Source organism: Planococcus sp. CP5-4_YE (assembly GCF_019042655.1).
Lineage (GTDB): Bacteria > Bacillota > Bacilli > Bacillales_A > Planococcaceae > Planococcus.
The window spans coordinates 1-15,796 of the sequence record NZ_JAHPZO010000003.1 but is presented as its reverse complement, the minus strand read 5'-3'; the positions used below and the strand labels follow the sequence as shown (position 1 = coordinate 15,796).

At 39.2% G+C, this 15,796-nt stretch carries 18 protein-coding genes; 13 read left to right on the top strand and 5 right to left on the bottom strand.

The window, feature by feature from the left end:
• Positions 1-50 precede the first annotated feature (50 nt).
• The gene (locus tag KTG14_RS04500) at positions 51-824 is read right to left on the bottom strand and encodes a DUF2268 domain-containing putative Zn-dependent protease (RefSeq protein WP_216969747.1); all 774 of its coding nucleotides are present in this window, start codon (positions 822-824) and stop codon (positions 51-53) included.
• A gap of 211 nt (positions 825-1,035) precedes the next feature.
• Here KTG14_RS04500 and pyrH point away from each other — a divergent pair, with 211 nt between their 5' ends.
• The 6 genes from pyrH (at position 1,036) to KTG14_RS04470 (ending at position 4,659) form a co-directional block, all read left to right on the top strand.
• Complete coding sequence (gene pyrH / locus KTG14_RS04495; protein ID WP_216969746.1) at positions 1,036-1,779, top strand: UMP kinase; 744 nt, start codon at positions 1,036-1,038, stop codon at positions 1,777-1,779.
• 57 nt (positions 1,780-1,836) lie between these two features.
• Positions 1,837-2,280 (top strand): GNAT family N-acetyltransferase, encoded by a 444-nt coding sequence (locus KTG14_RS04490; protein ID WP_254177999.1) that lies wholly within the window; start codon positions 1,837-1,839, stop codon positions 2,278-2,280.
• Positions 2,281-2,438: 158 nt separating this feature from the next.
• Positions 2,439-2,981 (top strand): signal peptidase I, encoded by a 543-nt coding sequence (lepB, locus tag KTG14_RS04485; protein ID WP_216970159.1) that lies wholly within the window; start codon positions 2,439-2,441, stop codon positions 2,979-2,981.
• 118 nt (positions 2,982-3,099) lie between these two features.
• Complete coding sequence (locus KTG14_RS04480; protein ID WP_216969742.1) at positions 3,100-3,642, top strand: isochorismatase family protein; 543 nt, start codon at positions 3,100-3,102, stop codon at positions 3,640-3,642.
• Positions 3,643-3,698: 56 nt separating this feature from the next.
• Positions 3,699-4,160: a hypothetical protein gene (locus KTG14_RS04475; RefSeq protein WP_216969741.1), complete on the top strand. Its 462-nt coding sequence runs from the start codon at positions 3,699-3,701 to the stop codon at positions 4,158-4,160.
• Positions 4,161-4,215: 55 nt separating this feature from the next.
• Complete coding sequence (locus KTG14_RS04470; RefSeq protein WP_216969740.1) at positions 4,216-4,659, top strand: hypothetical protein; 444 nt, start codon at positions 4,216-4,218, stop codon at positions 4,657-4,659.
• Positions 4,660-4,907: 248 nt separating this feature from the next.
• On the opposite strand, the gene KTG14_RS04465 is transcribed toward KTG14_RS04470, so the two are convergent.
• Entirely contained in the window at positions 4,908-5,669 is a 762-nt protein-coding gene (locus KTG14_RS04465) for an SDR family oxidoreductase (RefSeq protein ID WP_216969739.1), read from the bottom strand.
• A 141-nt stretch (positions 5,670-5,810) separates the two neighbouring features.
• Between KTG14_RS04465 and KTG14_RS04460 the strand changes: the two genes are divergently transcribed.
• From KTG14_RS04460 to KTG14_RS04440, 5 genes are all read left to right on the top strand, one after another.
• A complete protein-coding gene (locus KTG14_RS04460) occupies positions 5,811-6,374 on the top strand; it encodes a TetR/AcrR family transcriptional regulator (protein WP_216969738.1) in 564 nt (187 codons plus the stop codon).
• A gap of 44 nt (positions 6,375-6,418) precedes the next feature.
• A complete protein-coding gene (locus KTG14_RS04455; RefSeq protein ID WP_216969737.1) occupies positions 6,419-6,868 on the top strand; it encodes a GNAT family N-acetyltransferase in 450 nt (149 codons plus the stop codon).
• A 39-nt stretch (positions 6,869-6,907) separates the two neighbouring features.
• Entirely contained in the window at positions 6,908-7,090 is a 183-nt protein-coding gene (locus KTG14_RS04450) for a hypothetical protein (RefSeq protein WP_216969735.1), read from the top strand.
• Positions 7,091-7,263: 173 nt separating this feature from the next.
• A complete protein-coding gene (locus tag KTG14_RS04445; RefSeq protein ID WP_216969733.1) occupies positions 7,264-7,674 on the top strand; it encodes a barstar family protein in 411 nt (136 codons plus the stop codon).
• Positions 7,671-8,258: a GNAT family N-acetyltransferase gene (locus KTG14_RS04440; protein ID WP_216969731.1), complete on the top strand. Its 588-nt coding sequence runs from the start codon at positions 7,671-7,673 to the stop codon at positions 8,256-8,258. The genes KTG14_RS04445 and KTG14_RS04440 overlap by 4 nt, the downstream gene beginning before the upstream one ends.
• Before the next feature lie 121 nt (positions 8,259-8,379).
• Here KTG14_RS04440 and KTG14_RS04435 read toward each other — a convergent pair whose 3' ends face one another.
• Genes KTG14_RS04435 through KTG14_RS04425 form a run of 3 tightly spaced genes read right to left on the bottom strand, consistent with a single transcriptional unit; the run spans position 8,380 to position 11,079 of the window.
• On the bottom strand, positions 8,380-9,180 hold the full coding sequence (locus KTG14_RS04435) for an ExeA family protein (RefSeq protein WP_216969730.1): 801 nt from the start codon (positions 9,178-9,180) through the stop codon (positions 8,380-8,382).
• The gene (locus tag KTG14_RS04430) at positions 9,173-10,528 is read right to left on the bottom strand and encodes a DDE-type integrase/transposase/recombinase (protein WP_216969729.1); all 1,356 of its coding nucleotides are present in this window, start codon (positions 10,526-10,528) and stop codon (positions 9,173-9,175) included. The genes KTG14_RS04435 and KTG14_RS04430 overlap by 8 nt, the downstream gene beginning before the upstream one ends.
• A 38-nt stretch (positions 10,529-10,566) precedes the next feature.
• Entirely contained in the window at positions 10,567-11,079 is a 513-nt protein-coding gene (locus KTG14_RS04425) for a DUF6431 domain-containing protein (protein WP_308461977.1), read from the bottom strand.
• Positions 11,080-11,370: 291 nt separating this feature from the next.
• Between KTG14_RS04425 and KTG14_RS04420 the strand changes: the two genes are divergently transcribed.
• Positions 11,371-12,588: an MBL fold metallo-hydrolase gene (locus KTG14_RS04420; RefSeq protein WP_216969727.1), complete on the top strand. Its 1,218-nt coding sequence runs from the start codon at positions 11,371-11,373 to the stop codon at positions 12,586-12,588.
• 11 nt (positions 12,589-12,599) lie between these two features.
• On the top strand, positions 12,600-15,554 hold the full coding sequence (locus KTG14_RS04415; RefSeq protein WP_216969725.1) for an NACHT domain-containing protein: 2,955 nt from the start codon (positions 12,600-12,602) through the stop codon (positions 15,552-15,554).
• Positions 15,555-15,796: the final 242 nt, after the last annotated feature.

Below are 15,796 nucleotides of genomic sequence, written 5' to 3'. Positions count from 1 at the left end.
TTTAATTTGGATAAGCCTCATCTTGAGAACTGGTTATTTCATTTCTAAAACTAAACTATAAAACTATTGCTAGGGAGTGACGTCATATCTTCTATCGTACTACCTTCATTTTTTTCTAAATACCATTTCACCAAATAGTAACCAATAGCATAACCGGCCCAAAAAGGTATATTTTCTTTTTTGCTGCCAAACATATAGACATCTGTTTTTTCGCCCACTTCATTGCGATTAGGGTGATAATTGGTCTCCCATAGGACTCGGGCTTGTTTTTCCGTGAGTGCATCTTTATAAGGGCCAAGATAGTCATCGCCCAACCTGATTTTCACAAAATGTTCTGCTAGGCCTTCCAATATTAACCGGTCTAACAAAGTTTGATTGTGCTCTGTAATAGTTAAGGCATAAGTTCGCCAGTGATGATGGTACTCGTGCGTAATGACTGACTTCAGCATAGAGCGGACTTGGGCATCGGGCAGCACCGCGAAAAAAAGTCTGCCGTTCCAATCGGTAAATGCTGAAACGCCGCCGAGTTTTTCTCTAACAAAGTGATCTTTGTCGTCTAGAATGAACAATTCAAACTCTAGCGCTTTTGATACTGGAAACTCCAATTGCAGAAGGGTTAGTTCGTCTTTGATGAACTTTTCATAAGCAAGACAGTGCATTTCTTGGAGTTGTTTCTCGAGAGTTTCGATCTTATTTTCAAGATTGAATATACCGAAAAACGCCATCGTTTCAAATTCCTGATTCGATACCTTGAATGTATCCAGGAATAAGTCTTTTCTATTGGCCTGTGGATTTGAGGCTGCTGCTCCAAGAAAAGTTTCCATCTGTTTAAGCCTTGGGATTACGTTAATTGCCGTCTTTTCAATACTGATGATAGCTCACTCCTTTCAACGCATACTTTAAAAAATGCTGGGAATTTCTTTATATTTACAAAATAGTAATTAAATATATCAAAAAGAAGCGCGGTATTAGTATAATGTAAAAAGTGTGAAAATTCAAAGCGGCTAGTGGCTAGCTGTCAGGAGGAGTGTCTAGATGAAAACAATTAAAAGAGTGTTGATCAAGCTCAGTGGTGGGGCATTGGCAAGCGAAAGTGGAGATAGCTTTGACCATCAAAAGCTGGACCATATCGCTGATGAAATTCTTTCCATTGCCGATATGGACATCGAAGTGGCACTTGTTATTGGCGGCGGCAATATCTTCCGCGGCAGCTTGGCGGAGCAATGGAATATCGACCGTGTTGAAGCGGATAACATCGGAACACTTGGCACCATCATGAACAGCTTGATGTTGAGAGGCGTTTTGAAAAGCAAAACCACTAAGGACGTCAGGGTGATGACTTCGATACCGGTACCGTCCGTAGCCGAACCGTATATTCAGCTACGAGCCAAGAAGCATTTGGAGAAAGGCTCCATTGTCATATTCGGCGGCGGCAATGGGCAGCCGTTCGTGACGACTGACTACCCAAGCGTCCAGCGGGCAATCGAAACGAATTGCGATGCCATTTTCGTTGCCAAGCAAGGTGTGGACGGTGTATTCGATCTGGATCCGAATCAGCACAGTGAAGCGAAAATGTATCGGACATTGCATTTCGACGATATCTTAAAAGAAAACATCAAAGTCATGGACCAATCAGCGCTTCTGTTGGCAAAAGACTTCAATATCTCCGTCAATATCTTCAACTTCGATAAAAAAGGTGAAATGAAGAAAATCGTCGAAGGCAAGCAGACTGGAACCTTGGTTTCGCATCAAGCTTCAGAGTTTTATATGAAGAGCTAGTCAGCACAAACTCGTAGGATGTGAGCATAAGTGGATATAGCGGAAGTGTGTAGAAAAATGAAGATACAACAAATTACGGGACCTTTCGAAAACGAAGCGAGAGCAGTCGTTTTAAAAGGCTTAGAGGAGCGCTTCGGATTTATCAATCCTTCCTACAACCCTGATTTAAAAGACATATTGAGCTGTTACAGCCGGGAGAAGACGATGTTTTTTGTTTGTGTCTTTAACAAAGAAGTAATTGCGACTGGAGCGGTTTCATATGAAGCCCTTGGTGTCGGAAGAATTGAACGAATGTCTGTCCTCAAGAAATACAGAAGGGGCGGAATCGCCAAAATGATGCTCCAACATTTAGAATCGTGGGCACAGCAACAGGGCTACGAAAAAGTGGTTCTGGAAACAAATAAAAGCTGGACGAATGCGATTGAATTTTATAAGAAGCAGCATTATGAAATCTACTTGAACGAAGGGGAACGCATCCACTTTTCCAAGCATTTGGTTTAAAACAGTTAATGATAATTACTGCGCTATTGTTTTTCGATGAAGAATTAAAAACTTAGAAACAACGTAATTATATTTAGATCATTTGGCATTTAGCAATTCAATCAACCAAAGCAGATTGCTTACATTTAAAAACTGTCAAATCGGAGAGGATTTGAATGATGACGCGTTCAAAGAAGGAAAAAAATGAGCTATGGGAATGGGGAAAAGCACTTTTCATTGCTTTTGTTGTAGTAGGGTTCGTTCGCTTTTTTCTTTTTGCCCCAATTGTTGTCGATGGTGAGTCGATGATGCCAACATTGGAAAATGGAGATCGAATGATCGTAAATAAAATCGGTTATTCGATTGGAGAGCCTGATCGATACGACATAATAGTTTTTCATGCTACAGAAGAAAAAGACTTTATTAAAAGAGTGATTGGATTGCCAGGGGATAATGTGGCATACAAGGATGGCCAGCTGCTAATAAACGGAGAAGCACAAAGAGAACCTTATGATGGCGACATAGAAACATTCACTGAAGATTTCTCGCTTGAAAAAATAACAGAATTTGAAACGATTCCAGAAGGCTATGTGTTTGTATTGGGCGATAATCGAAAAAACAGCACGGATAGCCGAATCATTGGGCTGATACCGATCAAAGAAATAGTGGGCAGCACAAACTATGTTTTCTGGCCATTGGATGACTCGGGCTTTGTTGAATGAAAAAGTTACTGTTAGATTGTATTTAAAGTGAACGCGAATACGAAGATTTTATCTATAGCTACATTTCATCCATTGTGCAATAGGATGAATTAACATTATAGAAAGCAGGTGTTTTAATTTGAGAGCACTTTTAGTTATTGATGTGCAAAATGGTTTAGTGGAAAAAGGGAACTTCCAAAAAGAATTGTCATTGATCGAAAGAACCATCAAAGAGTTTCAAATCAATGGTGATCCAGTTATTTTTATGAAGCATTTGGACGAGGAAGAACAAAGCCCTCTCTACAGAAATTCTGACAGCTCTGACCTGCATAGCTCGTTAGAAAAGTATGCAAAACATATTATCGGAAAACAAACGCCAAGTTCTTTCTTCAATACCGATCTATCGTCATTGTTAGAAGGTATGGGGGTCAGTCACATCTTTATCTCGGGGTTCAATACGGAATATTGCTGTATGTTCACAGCTATCGCCGCTTTTGATAGAGGCTATAAAGTCACCTTTTTGGAGGATGCCACTGCTACGGTGAATAGTGAGGAGACTTATGAAATGAAAGGCTTGGACATTAACGACTTCGTAGGCTCTGTATTGTATTCATCAAACGTTATTGAAGTATTGGATGATGAAGAATACGTAGAGCAGTATAAAGTAAATAATTTAAATTAGAATAAGATGGGCTCATTTTGCAAGCAACTAAATCGTTTTCATCAGGGAGTGGGGAAATGTCGGAAATCACCTTTCTAGCAACTTCAAGACCGTTTATCATCCCGCAAGACATAGAAGAGTATAATCAGCGCATGAAATATGGGACTGAAGGAGACTATATGTTCTTCTCTGTGCAACAAGCAGATGAGGCATGGCTTGAAGAAGTTCAAGGCCTTTTTTCTTTGCCCTATCTTTATGTAGCAGAAGGAGTAGGGAATCGGATCTTTTTAACCTACCTTGAAAAATATATGGAAATCGGTGATGTGATAGAGGTTTATAGCGTTCCGAATCAGCATGCTTTATCAGCTTATAGGGAAAAGTTTGAGGAAGATCCAGAGTATATTGAAGTGAATGCTGGGAGTTATACGTATCGAGATCGATTTGGATTCTTTCAGTTCAATCCAAAGAAATGGATAGAGGAATTGAGCCACCGAAACTATATGAGGCATAATGCGGTTACTACTTTTATTAAGTATTAATTTTCAAAGTTAAAGATACCGTACAGTGGTAAATCATACTTCAATGAGAAAGGTTTTGGAACATGAGGCCGCAGTCAATTGTGGTGCTCTTTCTGCAGCTTCATTGAAGTGTTACTGGAAATCGATTGGAGATATCGAGATGAGATTAAGCGGAAAAGAAATGGAAATGAAACTCATGGAAACTGATTATATCGATACGCAATTAGTAGACTTAATTTATGACAATAAACAGCATGTAGTCACAATGAAGTTTAAAGCGATGGGCCTGAATGAAGAAGTACAAACTGTTATATTTAATGATTGTTTTTTAGCAAGCTTCAATACCTGGTTAGAAGGCATGGAAGGGAATATTCCTCAATCCCCAAATGAATCAGCATTCTTTTTTCACGATATTTCAATCCAGGATATCGAAATTAATGGTGTATTGCTTTATCAATGCAAAATGATTATTCCGATGATGGACTGCCATATCAACTGCAAGGCAATTGAAATTCAATAAAGTTCATTCAGATGAAGTTAAAGGATGTTGAAGATAGCCTGTTTAAAGAGGTAGATTGCCGCTGAGGAAAGATCGTGAGTCATTAAGCGCGTCTGCTATATGGAATCCGCACTTACACATTCTAAAAGAGATTAAAAATGGCTGGCATACTCTCGGGGAAATACCGGAAGTATGCCAGCCATTTAATTGAATCAATAACCTTGATCAGAAGAAATCTTTTTTGAGCGAGCCAATCTTGGATCAGTTGATTAAAATGCTGCTGTCCATCCAGCATCCGCTGTAATGACGGTGCCATTAACAAAGCTCGAATCATCAGATGCGAGGAACAAAGCAACTTGTGCGATTTCATCCGGTTGACCAACACGAGGCATAATAGCTTGAACCGGCTGAGTACGGCTGGCACCGAATTGATTGAAGTTGGTGATGGAAGAAGCAATATTTGTGGCTACCCCACCTGGTGCGATCGCGTTGCAGCGGATGCCTTCTTTAGCATACATATAACCGGTGTTTTTCGTAAGCCCAACGACGGCATGTTTGGACGCACCATAAGCCGCTCCAGCGTGTGCGCCATTTAATCCGCCAGTTGATGCTGTGTTAATGATAACGCCTTTGCCTTGTTCAAGAAAAATCGGGATTGCTTTGCGGGTAGCGCGCATGACTGCTTTTGTATTGATGTCGAAAATCAGGTCCCACTTTTCATCTGTGATGTCGCCGATTGGTTCAAAACTATCCATGATGCCGGCATTGTTGACGAGGATATCCAAGGTGCCATATTCGTTCACCGCAGTATCGATCATGGTGTCGATGTCCTGTTGTTTTGCGACGTTAACTTGCAACGCCTTAGCTGTGCCGCCGTTTGCCACGATTCTCTGTGCCACAGCTTCTGCGCCTTCGATGTTTAAATCCGCCACAATGACTTTGGCTCCTTCAGCTGCGTACAATTCTGCGATGGCTTGACCCATTCCGCCCGCTGCTCCTGTTACGATCGCTACTTTTCCCTCTAATTTCATTTCTATCGCCTCCAATTTTATTGAACATGTGTATAATAAAATTATATGTTGTCAAAGTAATCGTTTGCAATGGACAAAAAACAGTGAACTGTTCAGTAATCAACAGAAAAGAACATTATGTCCGATAAGAGGTGAAAAAACGTGAAGGAAATTGATTTGCGTATCGTCAAAACAAAAGGGGCGTTGCAAGAGGCCTTGCTCAGCATGTTGAAGGATAAGCCGCTGCATATGATCAGTGTCACAGCCATTTGCCGGGAAGCGAAGATCAACCGGGGAACTTTTTATATGCATTATGGAAAAGTCGAAGATTTATTTGAAGAATATTTCAAGGAAATCATGAAAGATTTGACGGACTCCTATATGGAACCTTACAAGCATGTACAGATATTACTGTCCAATGAGCTGGATCCTTCCACCATCCGGATCTTCCATCATGTCGAGAAATACAAAAAGTTTTACCGCATCATTTTCTCGAAATACGTGCCAATGGCGTATTATTATTTGTTATTTGATCAAGTTAATCAATTGTTGAATCAGGACATTGATGAAAAACACCATGCGGAAAATAAGAATATGTTCAGCGCTTATCAAGCAAATGCCATTTTGGGAATGATCATCGAGTGGCATCGGCAGGATTTTCAAAAAACCGCTACAGAAATGAATAATTTGTTTGTGGAAATACTGAATTTCCATTTTCGAAAATAAAATCGTGTAACAAGTATAGCCCCACTAAGGAGGGAGCATTAAAAATGAACATCCGAAAAGCAGAGCACAGAGACTTGAACGCCATTTTATCCTTATCACCGCAAGCTATTTACGATGGAACTTTAGGAGAAGTGATGCCTTCTAACGAAAAAATCGATAGTTTGGTTAAGCCTTTATTGGATAAAGGCGGATTTTATTTGTTCGCAGAAGAGAAAGATGAAATCCTGGGTTGGGTTCTAGTCGGCACCACAAAAGACCAGTTTACTGAAAAGCCGATCGGGTTTATCTACGAACTGTATATCCGGCAACCATACCGCGGCAAGGGGCATTCAAAACGATTGATGAATGCGGCCATTGAGCATTTTCAACAGGAAGGGCATGCAGAAATCCGGTTAAGTGCAAAAGCAGAAAATCCAGCTATGCGTATGTACGAGAATATGGGATTTACAACAAGGACGGTCAGTATGAGCTTGAACCTCAAACAATGTAAATAGTACATTGTCTAGCCATTAAAGCTGGAAAGGAGGATTTCAATGTCATTTGATCCACCGATTATTTGGGTTGTACTTTCGGTTATTTGGATTGTGTTGGCCTTATATGGAATAGACCGCATGCAGAAATCCAAGGGAAATCGCGAGTCTGAAATGGAGAATAGAATTCAACGATTGGAAGAAGAAAATAAAAGGCTTAAAGATGAAGAAAAGGATGAAGCATGAATCCTTGGACTGCTGGATAAAAAGGACGAAGGAGATGCTCTGAGCGAATGTTCTGGCCTAATTTCGAATTGAGTTCAAATTATTCTAAGGTTTATATAACAGAGTGTATGCGAGAAACGCTACAGGATCATATCTCAAAATTTCTGAGCCAAACTCCAGGGGTGGAAGTCATCATGATAGATGGTGAAAATTGTCAGAGTAACGATGAAATGTTAAAAGAGTTTGCAGGAAAGTTCAGTTTTCCAAGTTACTTTGGTTTTAATTTAGATGCTTTGAATGAATGTTTGAATGATTTGGAATGGATAGGCGCAGAAAGATACCTTTTAATAATTAACCACTTCAACAAATTTTTGAAAGATGAGCCAATGGTTTTCCAGCAGTTTGCCTTGATTTTGAAAGATACAATACAAGAATGGAATATTGGCAGATGTTACGGGGCTCAATACGATCCACCTACGCAGTTCGATGTTATTTTCCATTGCGAGAACTCTTTGCAATCCAATGTGGGCAGGCTAAAATCTTCAGGAATTAGTGAACTAACTATAATAAAAAATTCATTTAAAACCAAAGGAGGTTCACCATGAAAATTGAAAATCACTTAAAAGACATGCCTGCTTTCGAAACTGATCGTCTTCTATTAAGAAAAGTAACGCAACACGACCTAGATGATGTGTTCGAATTCTCTTCTGACCCCGAAGTAGCGCAACGCATGACCTGGGAGAAGAACGATTCAAAAGAAGAAACCTTGTCCAACTTCCTTCAGCCGACTGTGGACGGATACAAAGATGGCCAAAGCGGTGTATGGGCGATTGTCTATAAAGAAAGCGAGAAAGTCATCGGGACTTGTTCGCTGGTTGACTGGTCGAATGAACATCAAAAAGCAGAAATAGGCTACGTGCTAAATCGCAAATTTTGGGGAGCGGGGATCGCAACAGAGGCGTTACAGGAGGTACTGAATTACGGTTTTGACGTACTTCAATTGAACCGGATCGAAGGCGGGTGCGATTTAGACAATATCGGATCGGAAAAAGTCATGTTGAAAGCCGGCATGACCTTCGAAGGCGTTTTGAGAAAGAATGAACGCATCAAAGGAGAATTTCGGGACACCAAAATCTTTTCTATTTTAAAAAGTGAATTCGATAATATGACTATACATAGTGCAAAGTAGAAGCTTTGTTTCTTTTCCTGGCTGTTAATGACGCCTGATTTTGTCTAAAAACTGACGGTTCTTTTTGTCCCAAACCTGACGGTTTCTTTGGCCAAACGAATAGAGAAAAAACGAGGGAGAACTAAGCTAGTTCTCCCTCGATTACTTTCTTCACCATCCGGTCATCGATGATGCGATTTCCATTTTGTGCTGCGAATAATAGGCAATGCGTCGCCAATTTGTTGATGAGGCGCGAGGCACCACTTGAATAGTTAAACACTTCATCAATCGCAGATTCGCTAAAGATGTCTCGCCCCACTCCCGCATAGGCGAGATGCTTGATCATGTATTGTTCGGTCTCGGCACGGTCGAGATGGTGCAAGCGAAATTGGATATCGATCCGTTGGCGGATCGCCGCAAAGGACTGAAGTTGAAGTCGATCCCATAATTCCGTTTGTCCGACCATGATAAGCGCCATCGGGCTTTGGGCATCCATGCGAAAGTTCAAGAGAAAACGCACTTCCTCCAACATCTCCCGGTCTAATAGATGCGCTTCATCGACCACGCAGACAGGCGTCAGCTTGTGGATGCCTTTCATGAGCTCGATTTCCCGATGCAACTGGCGCTTGGCATCGCCGCGATAGAACTTCGACTCGAGCCCCAATTGCTCCAACATGCCTTTATAGAAATGGCGGGGCGTTAATTTAGAATCCGATAGATAAAGCAGTTTATAGCGAGAAGAATCCAGTTGATCGGTGAACCTGCGGATCGCTGTCGTCTTTCCAAGTCCGCATTCACCGGTCATGACGGCGAACAATTGCCGGTCTGCCGCATAATTCAAGCGGCCGATGATTTCTTCGAGTTGATTGGATTCGTACAGGTCGGCCGTCGGAATGTCACGCGAGAACGGGGTTGAGCGCATCTCAAAAAACGATTCAAACATGATCTGCACCGCCCTTTCCAATATGGCGGAAGCTGACGGCCGGTAGGCTCGGCGTCACGGCACTCGCTTGGCGCTCTGCGTTCACTTTCTTGGCGCCTTGAAGCAAGCGAGAAGAACCGGCCGGTTCTTTGGTCATCTTCTCGGGGAGCGAAGGCCGTTTGCCCGTTTTCTCAGACATCACCATCTCACGCGCTTTCCAACTATCGTATCCTGGATAGTCGACGGTTAATTCACGAGTATCCTGTGGATCGAATGTAATCTCGACCTTGCATCCAACAAAGTGGAGTCCGACTTCATACTTGCGGTCTTGGAAGCTGATGCAGCCGGATTTATCGACCTTTCGCGTCTCCGCATGCAAGAATGCATGAGCGAGTTCTTCTGCTGAAACCGAACGGATCTGCGTAGATTCGTTGCGAAACGCTTCAAATGGCGTCTTGTTGGCTAGTGCGCTGTGTGGTTTGTGGACGTACCGTTCCTTGACCCATACATCGGTCCAGCCATTCAATTCGTCGATCGTTTGCGGGTGTTCGAGCCGTACTTCTTGTAAAAATTCATCAAAGGTTCGGTTGAACCGTTCGACTTTTCCAGTCGATTCAGGGGAATAAGGACGCGCATAGAGAAGTCGAGTCCCAAGCTTCGCGCATGTTCGCGCCATCCATTTGGTGCGGTATTGTTTCCCGTTATCGAAGTAGACACTTTCTGGCACGCCATGCTTGCGAATGGACTCGCGAAAAGCATCTTCTACGCACCGCGCATCCAACATCGGATAAAACGCCACATGAAGGGGGAAGCGCGTCGCGTCATCCAGAAAAGCCACCATGTAGACTTGTTTCTTCGTTCCATTGGGACCAATCGGTAAGTAAGGGCCGTATTTAATATCCGAATGCCAGAGGGCATTCCGGCGTCGCTTCTGAAAACGCCGAACAGCGCCGGAGGTCTCATGATACATTTTCATTTGACGCGCACTATAGCCGAGCTTCGACAAGCGTTCTTGTAATGTGCTGCGTTTAAGTTCTCCTTTTCCAACAAGTCCATCCCACTCGAGAATTTGGATGATCGAGGCAATGCTCCGGCTTGGAACTTCTCGCCTTAACTGGATCGCTTGTTCCACCACAGGATCTTGTAGTTCTCGTGGAACCGCCCGATACGGTTTTTGCTTCAACCCCTCAAATCCTTCTTTCTTAAATTGGGCGACATAGCGCCGGAGGGTGCGTTCGGAGAGGCCGTTTTTCTCACAGATTTGCTCCCGAAGTTTTCTCAGTTCCTGAGCGTCCAATTTCTCATTCAATAGCGGCGCAATCAATTGAAAGCGCTGGGTTGCCAATTCTTCTGCTTTGGTTCTAGCCATGTGTACACTCCTTCTTCATGAGATAACTGAAGTGTAATTCACGGACGAGTGGACAAAAAGGCAGAACGGGTATGTATCCAAAAATGGTGGTTGGCGATGGGTCGGACAATTTTTGCCAGCCATCCACTTGCCACGCCAAACCATTGTCCAATTCGTTCGTGCGCAGGCAGCTGACGACTGGACAGGTCGACCGCTGTAGTCTCATGTTCTTGGAGCTGAACGAGAAGAGATTGAAGGATAAAGAGCCAATAATCCACCAAGTTGAAAAACCAAAATCGCCATCGGTAAAGGGTCGATTCGTCGACTGCCACCGTCAGGTGGGTAGTTGGAACAACTGCCTCCTCAATAATGTCAGCCCCGTACCGTTTATAAGGCACCATGAGGTCAGGCAATTCATGATGAATCTTTTCGCACTGCTTACAGCGTAACCTTCTGATAATAAAACAACGGGATTCTCCACTTTCATCTCGCAACTTTCGCTCTCGTGAACCGATGATCTTATAGTCCATATGGCTACAACAAGGACATGGAACTTTTTCTGCGCACCGGATGAAAAACGCCTTTTGAGGCGCATTCTTCTATGGTATAATCAGAGACGATTATCATATTTTTTTGGAAGACGTCTCCCGTCGAGCTACTGGTAATAGCCGACACACAGGGAGGCGTCTTTTCCTTTCTCCAGAGTTATTAAGGACATTATATCCGTCAATTTATGGACAAACAATACCATCAACTTTTGGACATTAAGAAACAGCATTAACAAGATTGGATAAATTAAACCAAATTTCCTAATATGTTAAAGTTTAAATAATGGAAAAATACTTTTATACCAGGAGGTTTAAATGCATATTACAGTGAAAATGTTTCCAGCAAAGAATGGGGACTGTTTCTTAGTATCACTCGGGTCAAAAAACAAAAAACATATCCTTATAGATTGTGGTTATGTGGACACTTATAGAAAATTCTTGAAAAAAGAATTAATTAAAATTGCAAATAATAATGAAGCAATTGACTTAATGGTGATAACACATATTGACCAGGATCACATCTTAGGAGCGTTATCACTTATAAAAGAAAACAATGAAGCACCTTTTATAGAAATTAAAGAAATTTGGCATAATAGTTATAGACATTTGCAGTTTGGAAAAGATAAAGTTGATAAAATTACAAAGAAAGAAATGGAAATATTAAGTAATGAAGTTGTATTAGGAAGTTCTTTTCTGCAGCAGAAAATGGATAAAAGTGAAATTCGTGAAGAGGACATCAGTGCAAAGCAAGGATCTATGCTAGCAGCTTTAATATTGGAAGGTGGGTACTCTTGGAATGAATCTTTTAATGGTAATGCAGTAAACTGCGAAAACATTAGTCCTATTATAAAAGATCAATATACTCTTACTTTATTATCACCTAATACAAATAAGTTAAAAAGATTATCCACCACATGGTTAAGAGAGCTTAGGAAACAAAAAATCAACTTTTCATTAAGTGATGAACAAATTTTCGATGATGCTTATGAATTCTTTTTAATTAGACAAGATGAGTATGAAGTTGTAGAAAGTGATATCTCTTCAAAAGTTAATAATTATAATGAAAAGTCTATAGAAGATATTGTTCTACAAAATTCAATAGATGAAGTCGATAATTCTGAAACAAATGGTTCCTCAATTTCGTTTGTAATTGAATACTGCGGTAAAAGGTTACTATTTTTAGCAGATGCTCACTCTGACATCATTTCAGAAAATATTTCTAAATTAGAAGAAAAGTACTTTGACTTGGTCAAATTATCACATCATGGAAGTAAAAAAAATATATCAAAAAAACTCATAGAGAATTTAAATTCTGAGTTATTTTTGATATCAACTAATGGTGATAAACACGGGCACCCTGACTTCGAATCATTGGCAAAAATTCTTTACTATCAAAGACATAAATCGAAAACCTTAGTATTTAATTATGAAACAGATACTTCAAAGATTTTAAATCTTAGTAATTGGAAAGAAAAATATAACTATAGAGTGCGCGTATCTGACGGGACTGAGGCAACGATTGTTAAATTATAAGGGGGATACGTATGAAGGATGAAATAAAGCAAGCCATTCCAAAGTTAGTATGTGGTGAAGAAACGGCTACTGCATTTTTAATTTCAAATGATGTTGCAGTGACTGCAACACACGCGATTTTTGACTACATTGAAAATAAGAAACCTGTAAAGTTATTTTTTTATATAAATAATCAAGTAGAAGAAATTGATGTAGAACCAATTATTCTCGATGAAGAGTATAAAAACCAACAAATTATTGCTCTAAGACTAGAGAAAGTAGTCGAAGGTGTTAAACCGATTAAGTGTATAGACTATAAGTTTAATGCTTCATTGAAGTGTGAGACCTATGGTTACCCTCCTGTAAGACGGGATATGGGCACTTTTATTAATTTACAAGTAAAGAATGAAGAATATGCGGAAAACTACCAAATATTAAATTTAGAGTGGAATATTGATTTAAGTAAAGATGATGATATTAAAGATTATAAAGGAGTATCAGGTGCTCCTTTAATTTTAGATAGATATGCTGTTGCTGTTCTATTAAAACAAGTTGGAGAGGGGGGAGAAACAAGTAGGCTTTCAGCAGTGAGCTTATATCTATACAAAGAATATTTTAAAAATATTGGAATTGATATAATTGAAAAAACTAATGAACCGTACTATGAGCCATATCTAACTATGTTAAACAATCAATTAAATCAACAGCTGCAAAATACGATTTTGAGAAAGTTAAATAAACAATCTAGTAATACCACGGGTTTAGGATTTACTTTTAAATTTACTAATGAAAACAGACAAGAGGAAAAGCTAGAATCGTATTTTGAATTACTAAACATGGAGAAATCTGCTGTTATATTGTCTGAGCCTGGCGGGGGGAAAACATACTTAATATCCATGTTAGCAAAAGATATGATTGAAAATCCATTAATTGAAAAAAATAAAGTACCTATAATATTAAATGCAAGAAAATGGACAAGATCATATTCTAATATAGTTGAAGGAATATCGAAAGAGTTGAAATACACAATACCAACGATTAACGAAAAACAAGTAGAGCAAGATTTGATTTCTGGTAAGTATCTAATACTTGTTGATGGTCTTGATGAAGTAACATCATCATCAGATGTACTAGTAGATGAACTGATAAAAATATCTAAAATTAAAAATGTACATATCTTAGTAACTTGCAGAAAAGAGAACTATTATAAGCAATTCTTCGGGCATTTCTCTGAATATGTAATCGATAAATTAGATGATGAAATGATACGCGAGTATATTGAAAAAGAGCTAAATATATCGGGTTGGAAAATATTTCATGATATAGACAATAATCTAAGAAGTCTTATAAAAAATCCTTTATTTCTTTTTATGACTGTTTCAATTTTAAAAATAACTGGTGGTACATCTCTACCGAAGAATAAAGCTGAACTATACGCTAGTTATATAAGATACCTAATAGAGGAAAGGAATTACCAAAAAGGATTAGTCCAACCTTTTCAAATCGATGTATCAACCAAGGAACAAATATTAGCCGAATATGCTAAGCGGACTTTTAGAGAGTTGCCTACACGAGTAGAATTTTCAGATTCTGTTTGTATATTTCTGCAAAGAGATAATATTGAATTAGTTAAAAGGGAGTTGCTGGATACCGGACTAATAATCGAAGATAATGGTGAACTGACTTTCTTTCACCCATCATTCCATGAATACTTTTTCGCTCTAAATATCTCTCTAAAATCAGATGAAGAATTGGTAAGATTTATGAAGAGATACCATAATAATGATACATATCATGAAGTATTTATTTATTTAGCTGGATTGTTAAAGAGAGATAACAGACAGAGTATATTTTTTGATTATTTAGAAAAAAGTAATTTACACTTATATAGAAAGTGTTTAGAGGCAAGGTTCAATTTAAATAATCAGCTAAAAGAAACTTGGTCTAAAGAATATACAATAAGCTATTTTAAACAAGTTCGAAATAGCTATTTAGAAATAATAGAAAGTCACTTTAAATCTATCAAAAGATATTTTTACCCTTGGTATTTAATAAAAGAGGAAGATATAAAAGTTCCTTTGATAGTAGTAATAGAAGGAAGCATGGATTTCGAAACACCAGCAATTGACTTTAATTTTTCACTTACTCCTAATGAAGATAAAGAAGTACCTGAAGTAATATTGAAGGAGTATGCAGGCGGTCCCAAAATGTACACGAAGGATAGTAAAGGGAATGATGTCAGTATACCAATAATGACTTTTAATGGTGGGAACCATTGGTTTCTAAATTTGCAGGCTACTGATATGGGTATAGACTCTGCTAGAGAAGTGGCACTTTATTCTATAAAAAAACAACTGAAAGATATTTTTGATAAAAAAACACTTTTCGATATAGAGCCACCAGAAATGACTGTTACGCAAATAGAGAAAACCTTGAAAACTTTACCTCTTGAACGTTTTTCAATGCCAGGCGAAAAAGCAGATAGAAAACCTTCTCTGGATAAACATTCTACTGATCAATTAGTTGATTTGTTTTTGAAAAAAGATATTTTGCAATATGCCAACTCAATAAATAACTCAATTTACTATAGTTCTGAAGAAGTGATACGAATGATGCTTTCTGTATTAAGATTTAAAGAAACGGGGATTAATCCGAAGAATTATTTATTACCTGCCCCTGATATCGATTGGACTCAACTAGATAAGAGTCAAAATCATATTTGGGATGTATGGAGCGATGAGCAATTAAGCAAACTGATAGGTCAATTCTATGAGCAATTTCAGTTGTCTTATAGATTTTTGGTAGAAAATCATATTCCATCATTAAAGGACTTCCTTCCATTTTATGCAATGGGTCCTTTAAAGTTTAATATTAAGTTTTATAGGGAGGAGGATTATGGTGGCGGAGTTGAAATAACATGGGAACCGGTTAGTGACATTAGTAAGATTAGCTCGTCAATTATTCAAATACCAAAGAGAAATGATTGAATATTGCATAGTGAATGAGCCACGTATGCGTAAAATTAAACCATCAATTGCGGAAGATAGAGCCAGCTTTTGCGGAGTAGAGAGCCACACATATATTTTCACGATAAATACCTCCGGTATACTTAAGGGGCATGCTTAAAAGCATGACACTTGTGTAGAAGGAGTTTTTTTATGGTTAATTATCGAAAGATTCTGGGGATGGAGTTCGATGACATCAGCCAGAGGACAATCAGTTCCAGTAC

Bases quoted from the DNA above. Each gene is read 5' to 3' on its own strand.
- KTG14_RS04500 (WP_216969747.1), bottom strand. From the start codon at position 824: ATGGAAACTTTTCTTGGAGCAGCAGCCTCAAATCCACAGGCCAATAGA.
- pyrH (WP_216969746.1), top strand. From the start codon at position 1,036: ATGAAAACAATTAAAAGAGTGTTGATCAAGCTCAGTGGTGGGGCATTG.
- KTG14_RS04490 (WP_254177999.1), top strand. From the start codon at position 1,837: ATGAAGATACAACAAATTACGGGACCTTTCGAAAACGAAGCGAGAGCA.
- lepB (WP_216970159.1), top strand. From the start codon at position 2,439: ATGACGCGTTCAAAGAAGGAAAAAAATGAGCTATGGGAATGGGGAAAA.
- KTG14_RS04475 (WP_216969741.1), top strand. From the start codon at position 3,699: ATGTCGGAAATCACCTTTCTAGCAACTTCAAGACCGTTTATCATCCCG.
- KTG14_RS04465 (WP_216969739.1), bottom strand. From the start codon at position 5,669: ATGAAATTAGAGGGAAAAGTAGCGATCGTAACAGGAGCAGCGGGCGGA.
- KTG14_RS04455 (WP_216969737.1), top strand. From the start codon at position 6,419: ATGAACATCCGAAAAGCAGAGCACAGAGACTTGAACGCCATTTTATCC.
- KTG14_RS04450 (WP_216969735.1), top strand. From the start codon at position 6,908: ATGTCATTTGATCCACCGATTATTTGGGTTGTACTTTCGGTTATTTGG.
- KTG14_RS04445 (WP_216969733.1), top strand. From the start codon at position 7,264: ATGATAGATGGTGAAAATTGTCAGAGTAACGATGAAATGTTAAAAGAG.
- KTG14_RS04440 (WP_216969731.1), top strand. From the start codon at position 7,671: ATGAAAATTGAAAATCACTTAAAAGACATGCCTGCTTTCGAAACTGAT.
- KTG14_RS04435 (WP_216969730.1), bottom strand. From the start codon at position 9,180: ATGTTTGAATCGTTTTTTGAGATGCGCTCAACCCCGTTCTCGCGTGAC.
- KTG14_RS04430 (WP_216969729.1), bottom strand. From the start codon at position 10,528: ATGGCTAGAACCAAAGCAGAAGAATTGGCAACCCAGCGCTTTCAATTG.
- KTG14_RS04420 (WP_216969727.1), top strand. From the start codon at position 11,371: ATGCATATTACAGTGAAAATGTTTCCAGCAAAGAATGGGGACTGTTTC.
- KTG14_RS04415 (WP_216969725.1), top strand. From the start codon at position 12,600: ATGAAGGATGAAATAAAGCAAGCCATTCCAAAGTTAGTATGTGGTGAA.